The 14,518-nt window shown below is 48.2% G+C and carries 13 protein-coding genes; 5 read left to right on the top strand and 8 right to left on the bottom strand.

Annotated features, from left to right (window positions below; all coding sequences use genetic code 11):
• Positions 1-22: 22 nt before the first annotated feature.
• The 6 genes from ACOBQJ_RS13970 to ACOBQJ_RS13945 form a co-directional block, all read right to left on the bottom strand.
• Positions 23-1,072 carry a two-component system sensor histidine kinase NtrB gene (locus tag ACOBQJ_RS13970; RefSeq protein WP_421072383.1) on the bottom strand — a complete coding sequence of 350 codons (1,050 nt, stop codon included), beginning with the start codon at positions 1,070-1,072 and terminating at the stop codon, positions 23-25.
• 51 nt (positions 1,073-1,123) lie between these two features.
• Positions 1,124-1,408, bottom strand: coding sequence for a hypothetical protein (locus ACOBQJ_RS13965; RefSeq protein ID WP_421072382.1), 285 nt, complete (start codon positions 1,406-1,408; stop codon positions 1,124-1,126).
• Positions 1,392-2,408, bottom strand: coding sequence for a V4R domain-containing protein (locus ACOBQJ_RS13960; RefSeq protein ID WP_421072381.1), 1,017 nt, complete (start codon positions 2,406-2,408; stop codon positions 1,392-1,394). Before ACOBQJ_RS13960 ends, ACOBQJ_RS13965 begins: the two co-directional genes overlap by 17 nt.
• Positions 2,405-3,124, bottom strand: a complete 720-nt coding sequence (locus tag ACOBQJ_RS13955) for an RAD55 family ATPase (protein WP_421072380.1) — start codon at positions 3,122-3,124, stop codon at positions 2,405-2,407. The genes ACOBQJ_RS13960 and ACOBQJ_RS13955 overlap by 4 nt, the downstream gene beginning before the upstream one ends.
• Positions 3,125-3,128: 4 nt before the next feature.
• Positions 3,129-4,514: an ATPase domain-containing protein gene (locus ACOBQJ_RS13950; protein ID WP_421072379.1), complete on the bottom strand. Its 1,386-nt coding sequence runs from the start codon at positions 4,512-4,514 to the stop codon at positions 3,129-3,131.
• A gap of 387 nt (positions 4,515-4,901) precedes the next feature.
• Positions 4,902-6,485 carry a stalk domain-containing protein gene (locus tag ACOBQJ_RS13945; protein ID WP_421072378.1) on the bottom strand — a complete coding sequence of 528 codons (1,584 nt, stop codon included), beginning with the start codon at positions 6,483-6,485 and terminating at the stop codon, positions 4,902-4,904.
• A gap of 277 nt (positions 6,486-6,762) precedes the next feature.
• Here ACOBQJ_RS13945 and ACOBQJ_RS13940 point away from each other — a divergent pair, with 277 nt between their 5' ends.
• Positions 6,763-7,317, top strand: a complete 555-nt coding sequence (locus ACOBQJ_RS13940) for a LemA family protein (RefSeq protein WP_421072377.1) — start codon at positions 6,763-6,765, stop codon at positions 7,315-7,317.
• Positions 7,317-9,056: a DUF2207 domain-containing protein gene (locus ACOBQJ_RS13935; RefSeq protein ID WP_421072376.1), complete on the top strand. Its 1,740-nt coding sequence runs from the start codon at positions 7,317-7,319 to the stop codon at positions 9,054-9,056. The genes ACOBQJ_RS13940 and ACOBQJ_RS13935 overlap by 1 nt, the downstream gene beginning before the upstream one ends.
• A 178-nt stretch (positions 9,057-9,234) precedes the next feature.
• On the opposite strand, the gene ACOBQJ_RS13930 is transcribed toward ACOBQJ_RS13935, so the two are convergent.
• Positions 9,235-10,128, bottom strand: coding sequence for a prenyltransferase (locus tag ACOBQJ_RS13930; RefSeq protein ID WP_421072375.1), 894 nt, complete (start codon positions 10,126-10,128; stop codon positions 9,235-9,237).
• A 179-nt stretch (positions 10,129-10,307) separates the two neighbouring features.
• Here ACOBQJ_RS13930 and ACOBQJ_RS13925 point away from each other — a divergent pair, with 179 nt between their 5' ends.
• The gene (locus ACOBQJ_RS13925) at positions 10,308-11,489 is read left to right on the top strand and encodes an MFS transporter (RefSeq protein WP_421072374.1); all 1,182 of its coding nucleotides are present in this window, start codon (positions 10,308-10,310) and stop codon (positions 11,487-11,489) included.
• Between the two features lie 216 nt (positions 11,490-11,705).
• Positions 11,706-13,001: a glutamate-5-semialdehyde dehydrogenase gene (locus ACOBQJ_RS13920; RefSeq protein WP_421072373.1), complete on the top strand. Its 1,296-nt coding sequence runs from the start codon at positions 11,706-11,708 to the stop codon at positions 12,999-13,001.
• 41 nt (positions 13,002-13,042) lie between these two features.
• Here ACOBQJ_RS13920 and ACOBQJ_RS13915 read toward each other — a convergent pair whose 3' ends face one another.
• A complete protein-coding gene (locus ACOBQJ_RS13915; RefSeq protein ID WP_421072372.1) occupies positions 13,043-13,357 on the bottom strand; it encodes a demethoxyubiquinone hydroxylase family protein in 315 nt (104 codons plus the stop codon).
• A gap of 251 nt (positions 13,358-13,608) precedes the next feature.
• Here ACOBQJ_RS13915 and ACOBQJ_RS13910 point away from each other — a divergent pair, with 251 nt between their 5' ends.
• Positions 13,609-14,319: a type 1 glutamine amidotransferase gene (locus tag ACOBQJ_RS13910; RefSeq protein WP_421072371.1), complete on the top strand. Its 711-nt coding sequence runs from the start codon at positions 13,609-13,611 to the stop codon at positions 14,317-14,319.
• Positions 14,320-14,518: the final 199 nt, after the last annotated feature.

Here is a 14,518-nt window from a genome sequence, read left to right as displayed (position 1 = left end):
GTTAACGTGCTTTTTGCAGCAACTAGGCGACCGGCAGCGTTACTGTAACTGTAGTGCCGCTTGGCGGTTCACTCTGAATTTCGATATGGCCGCCATGATTATCGATTATTTTTTTACTGATAAACATGCCCAGACCTGTACCACTTTCTTTGGTTGTAAAAAACGGGTTGAACATATTGGCCAAAGTCTGTTTATCAATACCGGTACCTGTGTCTCTGAACACTATCCGCACGACTCCCTGCTGCCGGTCGCTTGAGGCCTGAATGAAAAGTTCCCCTCCGACAGGCAGGGCTTCGAAAGCATTTCTGGTGATGTTTAGAAATACCTGTTTTAACTGCCCCCTGTCCGCATTGACAATTGGCAAATTTTTCTCAATTCCCAGGTTAATGATCAGATTGCGAATAGATGCTTCGCATTCCACAAGCGCGACTACTTCCTTTATAAGCTGGTTAATGGAACACTGTGTAGGTTTACAATAACCCGGTCTGGCCATCAGCAGGAAATCTGTAATAAAACTGTTAAGATGTTTCAGTTCAGCCAATATGATGGTTACGTATTCTTCCTTGGGGGTTCCCTTTAAATGCTGTTGTAATAATTGCATAAGACCGCTAATAGCCGTAAGCGGGTTCCTTATTTCGTGGATCATTTCTGTGGCCAGCTGACCTAGTATGGCCAGCTTTTCCACTTTAATGATCGTTTTCTCCAATTCTTGCAGCCTTCGCTCAGGTGTGAATACAGCTACGGCGCCCACCGTTGTACCGCTCTTGTTTTTCACGGCATATATGTTTGAGACCAAATTGGTTACGGCGTTAACAGGAATTACGGACTCAGGTTTCAGGCTTTGATATTCCCTGCCAGTGGCAAGTGTTTGCAGCAACTTGTTTGAGCCCGAACTCTGGCCGTCAAATAATTTGAGAAATGGCTCGCCTAAAACGTTTTCAGCTTCCAGGCCGGTCAATTTGGCCAGTAAACGGTTTAATATTTGTATACGGCCCTCCCGGTCAATAGCGATGATCCCTACAGGCAAATGGTCTACCGCCAGCCGGAACCAGTCTTCCATATACTCTATCATACAAACACCTTCCTAAAAGCACATAATACAGTCATCGTATATGTAAGGTGGTTAAGTTTTATCTTCTCCGCAATGTTCCTTGAAAAATTTGCTGATCAAGTCGGCGCTGCGCAGCCGGTAAATTGTAACCTTGTTGGTACCGCCCATTTCCAGGATCCCTAGAGCACTGAGAGCTTGTAGAGCCGGTTCCAACTGATGACAGGGACGGTGCAGGCGGAGAGAAAAACCAGCTGCCGTGTCCCGTGTATACGGGTTTGCTTGAAGAAAGGCAAGCAGCTCAATCCGGATGACCGATTGCTGGATGGAGTCCAGCAATTCACTAAATTTTTCCTCCACTAGGCTCCTCCTTCCAAATGTTTTTAGGAAGGGGCATTGTCAGAAACTCACAGTAATTACCCTTTACTGACTGACAGCTCATTTCTTCACAAATAACCTCTCTATCAAGTAAAACACTGAAGTAAGCCGCAAATATTCCTCTTAGCAGGTCACAAGTGACCTGGGGAGAGCGGTATAGGCTGCCGTATTCATTTGCGACAGATACCTGAAAAGAATCGTAGCATATGATCCTGGCCCTGCCCTCGCTTTGGTTAAAGGAGATAAGCTCCACATTACCCAGTCCGTCATTTTTGATCACTTCTAAAAGCAGTTGCAAGCACTCTTCAATGTTGGGGTTAACAATCCTGGTTTTGCGGGCGAGGTTCAAAGCCGACCGAAAGCCGGCATCATAAAGTACGTGTTTTAAAGCATGAGGAGCGTGTTCCTTTATCGACATAAACAGGGAGGCGTATGTTTCCTGCGGGAGCAGGATAGCCCTCCGTCCGGCAACCTTTAATATATGTCCTTCCCGGGTGACTATTTCCTCTTTGGGCTGTGTGGCGGGAAACAGCATGCCGCAGCAAGTTCCATGTTCATCTGTCTCCATGGAGGCGGAAAAATCTTTGCCAAGAACGTGCTTTAAGACTGCCTGGAATGAACTTAGACGGGCACAGTAGAGGGGTAACCCTAGTATTGGAGCTCTCATGCAGTAGTCCCGGTAGACACAATTAGCGCGATCAACTTTTACCAGCAGACTGTCCCCGGAATCTTCCAGGCTGTAGTCACCGGTCTTTAAAAAACCCTCCAGGTCCATAAAGTTCAGAAAAGTACGGCAAGCCTCAGACGGTTTCTTCGAATCAAAATGCAGCTCATCCAGCCTTTCATCCAGGACATACTGAGCCGTGCTCATCATGAACTGCTCCAACCAGTGGCTGCCACTGAAAGGGAGCTGTTTCATAGTCTTGCACATGCTCAGCTGCATATAGTTTATTAATTTTCTGGAGAATTCGTTTACATTCATTCATTCACCCCCATTTCAGCAGAGACCAGAATGCCATAAACGGGACTAATGGTAAAAGCGTGCCGGGAGGATACGAACTGCTGGCTTTTCACCTTGCCGATTTGCATCATGCGCATAGGGTTGTACCTGGAACCGCTGAAATTCATTTTAAGTATAAAATTATAGAGGTGGCCGCTAATAGTCATCAATTTGGCGTCTAAAACGCCGCTAACGAATATATCCATGGCCAGGATCCCGCTTTTCCTGAGCCGCTTGATCCGGGTGCGGTGAAAATCCAGAATATCAGCGGTGTCTATCGATGTGAAAAGTGTACTCAAACTGTCGACCACCAGCCTTATCCTTTCGCCGGAACAACCGCGCAGGATCTCAGTTTCCAGAGCAAAATACTTGTCCAGGTTTCTCAGGTCGGAAAGGGCGTATACTTCTTTAGTCTCACTTTCTTCATAGGCGTCGACAAAAATCAGCCTGCTCGACTCTTCATAGGCAACGGTTCCAACTTTAAAGCTTAAAAGGTGCTCGCGCATCGCCGCGGGAGGTTCATCGCAGGCTACATAGATGCAGGTGTCGCCGCAGCGCAAGCCTTCTTTAATAAACTCTCCCGCCAGCACAGTTTTACCTATGCCGGATTCCCCTTCCACCATGACCTGGGAACCGTACATCAAGCCTTTTTCCAGGTTCCGATCCAAACCTTCGACTCCAAAATAGGCTCTATGCATGTGTCTACCCTCCTAACCTGGGGAATACCTGTACACCGGAATTGTTGATTTCGAGTAAATGATTGCCCATGGCATGGTTGATTCCCCGCATCTTGTAGATTTCAAGCTGCCGTACCCTGCGGTTTTTCAGCAGTACTGACTTGAGCAATATGGTCCCCTGGACTACAGAGTGAATTACTTCCACTTTTCCGCTGTCGGCTAGTTCCCATGCGGGGCTGATCAATAGAGTGGTGCAATTGAGGCTATTGAGATAGGTGACCAGACAATAGAATTTTTCGTGAAGGACGGCGGCGTTGTCTATACGGGAGAAAAACCCGTAAATTGAATCAATAACCAGGCGGCGGGCTCCAAATGCTTTTGTCTTTTCTCCAAGCCATATAATAGTCTCATCAATTTCCATTGTAGATAGAGGTTTATACAAGACTTTAATCAGGCTTTGTTCCTGAAGATAGGACAGATCCCAGTTGAAACGCAGGGAATTGGCCATTAATTGTGAAGGAGTTTCCTCCATTGAAAGAAAAACACCCTTTTCCCCGTAATCCATGGCGCCTTTGGCCAGAAACTGCAGGCCCAATACTGTTTTACCCGTTCCGGATCCACCGGCCACTGCCACACTGATACCACGGGGCATTCCGCCCTGTAATAAATCATCCAGTCCGGACACGCCGGAACAGAGCTGGTCATTTCCTTGTTGTGCTTTAATGTTAATATCGAAGCCGGCTGTCAGGGATAGTACCTTGATGCCATTATTGGTTATGCGAAAAGTGTGTTTGCCCGGGATATGCTCCTGTCCTCTTGTTTTACATATTTCCAGTACGCGATGGCGGCGCAGTCCCGGTCTATCCTTGTTTTCAAGGCGTATTATAGCGTCAACAACGTATTCCTCAAAGGCGTATTCCCGGTTGCTCTCGTTTTCCCGCTCTTTTACTAAAAAGGAGGTCAATTTTAATCTGCGCAGGCCGTTGCAAAAACTATATATTACCCTGCGCATTGAAAGATGGTCGTTGAGAATACTTCGAAAGTGGCTGATGCTGTCTACCAAGATCCGCCTGGCGCCGACCTCACGAGCGGCTTCTTCGATAAGGTCCACCTCCGAATCTGCCAGCACTTCAGGGGAAGTACAAAGTATACGCAGTTTATTAGCCTCTTCCAGCGCCCGGAGATCCCAGCCAAAGTTGAGGGCGTCGCGGTATATTGACTCGGGCAGTTCTTCGCAGGTAACTATCAAACCGGGCTCACCGAACTCGGTAATGCCCCGGTAGATAAACTCAATGCCAAAAGTGGTTTTACCCGCGCCGGGAATACCTTCTATCAGGACCGAGTTCCCACGGACAATACCACCCAGCAGCAAATCATCAAAACCATTAATACCTGTAGGTGCTTTTTCCAAACAACCCCCTCCTTTGTGGTAAATTATGATGTAATTGGTATTACTTCTACATAATGCTTAATAATACCTTCAAAAGACTGGATAAAATTTTAATTATTTCAAATATAAACAATAGTAGAAATAATTCGACAAAAGGAAATCGGATGACGTCAAAATCCACTTTTGCAGGGAAAATGCGGCCCATGGTACCGGCCGTTCTTTTAATAAAAGGTTGGGAAGTGAAAAGGATATTTCGCCAAAACAGGCTTTCATTAACTATATGCAAAATTAAAAACGGCAACCTTTATTATGGATTGCCGTCTTTATAGAATAGTTTTATTGCCATGAATCCCCAGCAGTTATTTGGGTACGACGTTCAATTAAAGCAGTATCTAGCGGTGTAAAGATTTACGGCGCGGGATAAGTTACGGTTACCTCTCTTTTACTGGAGTTCCAGTCCACTTTTGCGCCCAGGTTCTCAGACACGAACCTCAGCGGCAGCATGGTCCTGCCCGGCTCAATTATAATTGGGGTCACCGCGGTGTTTGTAGAATCGATGAACTTGTATTCACCGTTTACCCTGGCATAATTCTTTCCTATCCAGAGTTCCATGGTTGTTCCCTTAAGAGTGATGGTTACCTTGCGCTCTGTGTTATTCCATGCCACTTTCGCCCCGATTGCTTCGGCCACATACCTGATCGGGAGTAGGGTCCTGCTGTCTTTGATAATGGGCGCTGTATCCATGGTTTGTGACTGGTTATCGACATAATAAGAAGTCTTTCCCACTGCCAGCTTGATAATTGTCTCCGCTCTGGTTGTTGTCGCGGCAGCCTCGTTGGTATACGATGAATTGCTGTTGTCTGTATAAGCCCTCACCCTGTAATAATATCGCGTGGCGCTGGAAAGACCGCTGTCGGTATAGGTGGTAGTGTTGTCGTCAACTTTTGCGATCTGCGAGTATGCGCCTCCTGACTTCCTCCGCTCAATTTTAAATCCCGATTCGTTTTTGGAGTTGTCGTCCCATGTTAATTTAATTTTTGCGGAGGAAACAGCTTCGGCCTTCAGGCCGGTTGGAGCTTTTATAGAAACTCCTGTCTCAGCAGCAACCGCATCAGTAAAATCTGAGTTACCGATTTTGTTATACGCCCTTACCCGGTAGTAGTATTTAGTGTCGCTTTTCAGCCCCCAATTAGTAATGGTCGTAATATCCTCACCTACAACTCCGATTTGGATGTAATCGCCGCCTGAAGTCTTTCTTTCGATCTTAAAACCAATCTCATCGTCCGAGTTGTCCTCCCAGGTTAACTTAATACTGCTGGAGGTAACACCTTCCTCCTCCAGGTCGGAAGGGGCGTCAGGAACATTCCCGGTCGTTGAGCTGACTGTATTTGAATATGGCGAGTCTCCCGCGTAGTTGTATGCCCTTACCCGGTAGTAGTATTCCGTGTTGTCCGGCAGCCCGCTGTTTGTATAGGACGTAACGCCTTCATCTACTTCTGCGATCTGGCTATAGCTGCCGCCTGACTTCTTTCTTTCAATCTTAAAACCAACCTCATTGTCCGAATTGTCCTCCCAGGTTAATTTAATTTTCGATGTGGAAAGAGTGCCGGCTACAAGCCGGGAAGGCGCGTCGGGGGGGACGTCCAGCGTGGTGGCGCCGGCTTCGTTGGAATAGTCTGAATCTCCTGTGTCGTTATAAGCCCTTAACCTGAAATAATATTTCGTGTCTACTGAAAGCCCGCTGCAGGTATAGGTTGTACTATCTTCGCCCACTTCTGCAACCCGGGTATAGGCGCTGCCTGATTTCTTTCTTTCAATTATAAAACCTGTTTCATTGTCTGAGTTGTCTTCCCAGGTCAATTCGATCTCTGAAGATGAAACGGCGCTGGCCGCAAGTCCGGAAGGGGCTGACGGTTCAGTCTCTGCCCATGCTGGCGCTGCCGCAAGGCAGGACAACAAAATAAACATAATAAGGAAAGATATCTTTTTCACTCCAAGCACCTCCATGTAATTCATTTAATGCCCTTATATATATAGACGCGATAAGGACTGAAATAGTTCTCCACCTGTAAAAAACTGATTTATGAGCAAAGCTTTTTATAATTTGCCCTGTTGCTTTTATCAGGTATGGGGTAAACCTTACATATTGTGAGCTTTTTCACAAAGCAAAGCACGAGCCGTAAAAGAGGAAGATTGCCTCATTAATCGAATGTTTGTATTAAGTAATGGTTTATATATAACGATATAATTCTAAAAGGAGGAATGGATAATGACGCTGTATATCACAATCGCAGCCGTTGTAGTACTCATATTTGTCTTGATTGCAATATACAACAAGCTCATCCGTCTCAGGAATACCGTTAAGTCCTCGTGGTCCGACATCGATGTCCAGCTCAAAAAGAGGTATGACCTGGTGCCCAACCTGGTAGAGACTGTTAAAGGTTACGCTGTTCATGAAAAATCCGTGTTTGAGAAGGTGACCCAGGCGAGGTCGACGGCCATGCAGTCGTCTTCTCCCGCTGATAAGGCCAGGGCTGAAAATATTCTTGGCGAGACCTTGAAAAGCCTTTTTGCGGTGGCCGAGGCTTACCCGGAACTGAAGGCCAGCGCCAATTTTACACAGCTCCAGAACCAGCTGCAGGAGCTGGAAAACAATATCGAGTATGCCAGAAGGTATTATAACGCGGTTGTGCGCGACTATAACATAACTATTGAGTCAGTACCTTCAAATATCGTCGCGTCAATGTTTAATTTCAAGCAGGCGGAGTTCTTTGAGCTCGGGGAGCCTGAAGCCGAGAGAAAGCCTGTGAAGGTGAGCTTTTAATGAAAAAAATTTCTTATATATTGGGTTTTGTACTGCTGCTGGTTATGCTGCCATCAATGGCCTACGCCCAGGACTATACTATCACCAATTTCAGCTCTGAAATAACAGTCAGCGAAGATTCATCGATCATGGTCAGGGAAACGATTGATGTATATTTCCCGGTGTCCAAACACGGCATTTACAGGGAAATACCTTACAAGTTTAAAGACGACCTTGGCGGCGCCGTCATAACACCGCTAAAGGTGGTATCAGTCAGAAACCAGACCGGCGCCGCGTGGAAGTACCAGGTAAATAAGAACGGCAACATCATAAATATAAAAATAGGTGATGCAAAAAAATACGTGAGCGGAGCCCAGACATACGTAATCACCTACAAGGTGGAAAATGCCTTATTATTCCTGGAGGACCATGACCAGCTTTACTGGAACGTTACAGGCAATTATTGGAACGCGCCTATTAAAAAAGCTTCGGCTGTCGTTGCTCTGGCGGTAAAGGGCCAGAGCAAGGTACTTAAAGCGGTAAGCTATAACGGCCTTTTCGGTTCCGATGAGCAGGGCGGGTATGAAGCCGTCAATAACAGCGGGAAATTTTACAGCACAAGAAGCTTGAATACGGGTGAGGGCCTGACCATAGTATTCGGGTGGGATAAGGGCCTGGTATCGCCTCCCTCGGCGCTGCAAATTTTTCTATGGAAAATTAACTTCAGAGAAAATTGGGTTTTCATCTTCCCCATTATTGCGGTGTTGTTAATGACAGGCCTGTGGTACAGGACAGGCAGGGACCCCAAAGTAAGGGATTCCGTCGCTGTGATGTACGAGCCCCCGAAGGCCAACGGCTTACCGCTCTCACCAGCTGAGGTCGGTACTATCATAGACGAAAGGATTGACCAGAAGGACATAACATCTTCAATTGTAGGGCTGGCGGTAAAAGGATATATTAAAATAGAAGAAATTAATAAAGACGTCCTGGTTTTTAAATCGAGGGACTATAACCTGGTCAAGGTCAAGGAGCCCGGCACGGACCTCAGCGTCTTTGAAAGCCTGCTGATGGACCGCGTTTTTTCAGGGAAGCCCAGCATACTTGTGTCCGATATGAAAAACAGTTTTTACAAGCACCTGCCAGGTTTAAGAGATGCTCTGAACAAAGAGCTCGTTAGCAAAAAGTATTTTGGCAGAAACCCCGAGACTGTTAAAAGTTACTATTATGTTGTGGGAGTATTGTCTTTCCTCCTGGTCCTGCTGGTTGGAATGTACCTGCAGAAAGTAATTAATTCGTATTACCCCGCCGGACCGGTTTTATTGGCAGCTGCCCTGACAGGTGTGGGCATATGCGCCTTTGCCGGGGCGATGCCCGCGAAAACGAGGGCCGGCGCCGCTGCGCATATGGAAGTCCTGGGATTCCGTGAATTTTTAAACCGGGCGGAAAAAGACAGGCTGGAAAGAATGGGGGACAGCACCCTCTTTTCAAGGTTCCTGCCATATGCCATGGCGCTCGGAGTAGCGGACAACTGGTCAAAGGCATTTGAAGGTATTTACCAGGAACAGCCGGAATGGTACGTTTCGCCTTTCGGGGTCGGAATGTTCAACGCCCATGTTTTCAGCAGCTCGGTAGGTTCGATGGCGTCAAGTGTCGGGTCCGCGATGTTCTCGGCGCCCAGGGGCAGCGGCAGCGGAGGTTTCGGTGGCGGCGGCGGGTTTTCCGGCGGCGGCTTTGGCGGTGGCGGCGGAGGCAGCTGGTAAAGAAAGTAAAGCAAAGCGTGTCAGAAGAACTGAACTGCTCCCTGTCAAGTAGACAGATGGAATAAATAAAACCGTTTTGCTGGGCTCCTTCAATGAAGGGGTCCAGCTGTTTTATAATTGATTTCGTGTCAAGGGGACGGTTCTCTTGACACGCTTTTTTTGATTTTTCCCTGGCAGGCTATGAAACGAACAGGCCCAGCGCCACCAGAAACAGCGTGGAAAGGATGACAATAACGTTTCTGCCAAGGTATGGTATTAAAGAGGGGATGTTTTCGCAGTTTTTAATCACGCCTACGATGGTTGTTACCGCCAGCGGCAGGCTGACGAGACCGATCAGGGTTAAAAGCGGCAGTAATTTAAAATAGACACTGGCGATCAGCACCAAAAAGGCCCCGGTGATCAATACGGCATAAATGTAAGTGTTATTCCTCGGCGCTGCCAGGGTCAGCAGGTGCCTGCGCCCTACCTTGCGGTCAGCTTCAATATCCGGAAATTGATTGAGCAGAAGCAGGTTGCTGACAAAAAAGAACGGAATAAGAGATACGGCCAGGGCGGTAATGTCATAATAACCCTGCAGCACAAAGTATGTGCCCAGGACGATACAGGGCCCGAACGCCAGCCCGGGAGCAAGCAGGCAGAGCATGGGTGAACGGGTGATGTAATCTGTGTATAAGACTATCATCAATACTCCCGGGATGCCGACCAGCAGCAGCTCCCATCCCCGCGCGTATACTAAAAACAAACCGATGACCACGGTAACGCTCAAAGTGGCCAGCCCGTAGTATAGAGCTGCCCTGGGCGACATCAGTTTTTTAGGCAGAATGCCGCTGCCGCCGCTGAAAGGAGTTTTAGGAGTCATATCGTCAAGCCCGCTTTTATAGTCACTGTAATCGTTCAAAATGTTGACTGAAGCGTGAGCTGACATAGCCCCCACCAGGGCCAGCGCCAGGTAAATAAGGTTGATGCTCCCCGCCTTCCAGTATGCGGAGCCTGCGCCAACCAGCACACACGCAACGGACAGGATGATGAACTGGGGGCGGCTTTCAAATACATAGATTAAAGCCTTGTTCATTGTTACCTCTCTTAACCATGGATAATTATACTAAAGAATAACCTGTATTTAATTTTACATGGTATAGTCAATTTAAACAATAAGGGGCCGGAGGTGTTTTCTCTATCCGGTATATTAATTGCAAATATAGGAGTTTAAGTTTATTATAAGAGGGTTGACTAACATGATGGGCATGAATAATGAGTAAACAGGGTATATATACAAAAAACTTCATCATATGTTTTATCAGCACATTCATATTTAGTTTTTCTTTTTATTACCTAATCCCGGTAATGCCTGTCTATTTTGAGGGGATAGGCAAAAGTAAAGCAGAAATAGGCATCATCATAGGGGCGTTCTTTGCCGCTTCCATTATCCTGCGCCCGGTGGTCGGGGTAATGCTGAAAACCTATTCCGGGAAAAGCCTGATGATACTGGGTTCGGTCATTTTTGCCATAGCGCCCGCCCTTTATCTCACTACCACCTCAACTGTCCTGCTGACCGCGATCCGGATATTTCACGGCATGGGAGTGGCGACCTTCATGACTTCCGCTGTAATCATGGTGGCGGACACTGTACCCAGGGAAAGGCTGGCGCATGCCACAGGCGTTTATTTTACCTCCGCCAACGCCGCCCTTGGCATTGCTCCGCTGGTAGGAACAACAGCGGGTAGGTATTTCAGTTTTTCGGCGCAGATGATATTTCTGGCCGCGTCAGCTCTGGCTGTAATTATTTTGTTAATAAACATTGATGGGCAATCCCGGGAAAAAGTGCTTCTCCAACCGAAGCCTTTTCTGGGAGTTTTAAAAGAACGGAATGTGCTGGTGCCTACAGTTGTATTCGCGTCGTGCACTTTTGTCAGCGGCACCATTAACGCTTTTCTGCCGCTGCAGACCCTGACCTGGGGATACCATAACTCGGGCTTGTATTTTTTTGTATCTGCTTCGACAGTAGTAGCGGTAAGGTTCGTTGGCGGCGGTCTGTCCGATTCATTCGGCAGGAAGTCCGTGATTTTGCCCTGCCTGGTTATAACCTCTCTGGGGACGATGTTCCTGCCTCTGGTCCATACGCCGTTGGGCCTGGCTTTATGCGCCTTTTTTTACGGGGCGGGCTTTGGGCTGCTCTATCCTACCTTAAACGCCACAGTGGTGGAGCGGGTTTTGCCTGAGAACAGGTCTACCGCCCTCGGCATATTTTCAACTTCGGTTGACGGCGGCCAGTTCCTCGGGCCGGCAGTCATGGGCTATGTCGGGCAATATTTTGGCTTCGGGCCGCTGTTTGTTACAGCCTCCCTGGCGCCTCTGGGCGGGCTCCTTGTTTACCTGCTGGGGCTGCCTTCATCAAAAAAGAGTCCTGCGCTAACGGCACGCCGGCGAAACTAGGATCTGAGCTGCTCCCGCCCCGGAGATGAGCGGGTATACCATTCTGAATTAAACCAAAGCCCCTGTTTTAAAGGCCAGTCGTAACCTGCAGTTGAAATTTAACCAGCGTGGGCTTAGAATAATATAAACATAAACAAATAATGTACTAAATCCCGGCGGCAGGCTGTGACGGCCATAATTTGTATTTTGATATTCATGGAAGGGCGGAGGTGTCATATGGGTATAAACGAATTTGCCCGCCAGGTTAAGGACGCGTCTATTGAGCTGGCGGCCATGAGCGCGGAACAGAAAAACAGGGCATTAAATCAGATAGCCGTATCTTTGGTTGAACGCCAGGCTGAAATAATCAAGGCCAACCAGGAGGACCTGGCCAGGAGCGAAAGAGAAAAACTGGCCGAGCCCCTGTTGAAAAGGCTGAAGTTCGATGAAACCAAGATAGCGGATGTGGTTGAGGGAATACAGAGCCTGATTGGCCTGGAAGATCCAGTAGGCAGGACGCTCCTTTCAACGAAGCTGGACGATAGTCTGGAATTGTTCAGGGTCACCTGTCCGATCGGGGTAATCGGCGTGATATTTGAATCCAGGCCCGACGCCCTGGTGCAGATTTCCACCCTCTGCCTGAAAAGCGGCAACGGCGTGCTGCTGAAAGGCGGCTCCGAAGCTATGGAAACAAACCGCATCCTGGCCGACGTCATTATCAGGGCCACGGAAAAAGCGGGAGTGCCTGCCAACTGGCTCAAACTTATGGAGACCAGGGCGCAGGTCAGTGAGATGCTGAAACTGGACGAATTCATCGACCTGATCATACCAAGGGGTTCTAATGAGTTTGTAAGGTACATCATGGACAATTCAAGGATCCCGGTTATGGGGCACGCGGACGGTATATGCCACTGTTATGTCGATGAAGAATTCGAACCCGACATGGCGGTAAAAATAGTAGTGGACTCCAAAACCCAGTATGTAGCCGTGTGCAACGCTGCCGAAACCCTGCTGGTCCATGAAAAGGCGGCCGCCCGCTACCTGCCGGTTCTGAAGGAAGCACTTGACAAAAAACATGTGGTAATAGCAGGCTGTCCCAGGACCCGCGAGATTATCCCCGCGTCTCCAGCCACTGAAGAGGACTGGAAGACGGAATACCTGGACTACAAGCTGTCGGTCAAGGTGGTCAGTGATGTCGATGAGGCGATCAGCCACATCAACCATTTCGGCTCGGGCCACACGGACAGCATCATTACCACCAGCCGGGATAAAGCGGCGCGGTTTATCTCCCTGGTTGACTCGGGCAACGTGTTCTGGAACTGTTCCACCCGGTTCAGCGACGGATTCCGCTACGGTCTGGGGGCGGAAGTGGGGATAAGCACAAGCAAGATCCACGCGCGCGGGCCGGTCGGCCTGGACGGCCTGGTCATTTACAAATATATTTTGATCGGGAACGGTCAGACCGTGGCGGAATACGCCAGCAGGGTAAAGACCTTCAAGCACAGGAAAATGGAAAAGCCTTTTAGCTTGTAACAGAATCAAGCGGGCCGGAGATTTATCACCGGCCCGCTTTCTCACTGCATGGGAGCCTGGAAACTCTGCGACTGTTGCTGGACCACCTCCTGTTTACCCTTTTCCACCTGCTTCTGTTCGTTCGGGTTTAACATATATATAAGCTGTTGCAGCTCGCCCACATGCTGCCTTTCCTCGTCCGCGATGTGGTAGAGAACTTTTTTCACCCTTTCGTCTGTCGTCGCCATCGCGTGCGCCTCGTAGCCGATTATAGCTTCCAGTTCACCCGCCAGGTCAACCCGGAGTGCCTGCACCAGTTCCTCAGCTAACAGTTGCCGGGGGACATTTGCCACAAATGGGTTTCCCAGTAACGCCATATGATACACCTCTTTTTGTTTTTTTTGTATTATTAGCCAGGACATTAAGAAATATGTAGCGCCGGTGTTACCGGTTCCAGCAAGTTGCGGTTTAAAAAGAATACGCCTTTTTATTTACTGGTTTCATTTTAAAAAATTGATATGTTCTTGCAAAGTTAACATAGAAGGATTAAATATGTGTTAATATTAAAATTATAATTGATGTTTGGCCGGTAATCTTATGATTGATTTAACTTGAAGGTGGGTTGTTGTTGAAAGCTTTAGTGGTGCAGCCCGTGGATATTTGCGGGCCCGGGCTCATAAAGGACGAGCTGGAAACGGCGGGTTGGCGCCTTGATATACGGATAATGGATCAGCAGGGTTCTATTTTGCCCGGCGGTTTAACCGGCTTCAACGCCCTGATTATACTGGGCGGCCCGATGAATGTTTATGAAGAAGAAAAATATCCTTATTTAAAACAGGTTGACCGGCTTATCAAAGAAGCTGTCGATAAAGATCTGCCTGTTCTGGGCGCCTGCTTGGGCGGGCAGTTGGTAGCCAAGGCTCTTGGCGCACCCGTCACTCGCAACCCGGTGCCGGAAATCGGCTGGTATGGTATGCGCCTGACAGCGGCAGGCATCCAGTCGCCCTTTTTTATGGATTTGCCAGGTGAGTTTCCGGTATTCCACTGGCATAGCGACACCTTCGCCCTGCCCGGCGGCGCCTCCCTCCTGGCGTCCACGGTTGACTGCGCCAACCAGGCCTTTTCTTACGGTCCACGCGTCCTTGCCCTGCAGTTTCACCTGGAAATCACACCGGTAATAATTCAAGACTGGAACAGGGAGTGGGCCTGCGACATTGAAGAGTTTCACGGGCTCGGTACCGTTAAAGAAATGGAAGTTGAGACTGGTATTATTTGGGGCGGATACAGGCTTCTAGCAGCGCAGATCCTGAAAAACTGGTCGAAACAGGCATTGAGCTGATTATTCAAAACTTTGTTTTGAAGGCAAAGTTTATACAGTTTATTGTCAGTAAGGGGCGGGTGAACGCTCCTTATTTATTATACTTCAGTAAGTTCTCCTGGCATGGTTTTAGCCAGGAGAACAAAAAACCGCCCGCTATGCGGGTGGGATTCAATGCTTAAGCAAAGCAACACCCTTCTGCTTTCTGTTAAAATGATGA

The organism is Pelotomaculum propionicicum, from assembly GCF_048984525.1.
GTDB lineage: Bacteria > Bacillota > Desulfotomaculia > Desulfotomaculales > Pelotomaculaceae > Syntrophopropionicum > Syntrophopropionicum propionicicum_A.
This window is presented reverse-complemented; position numbering and strand designations above follow the sequence as displayed.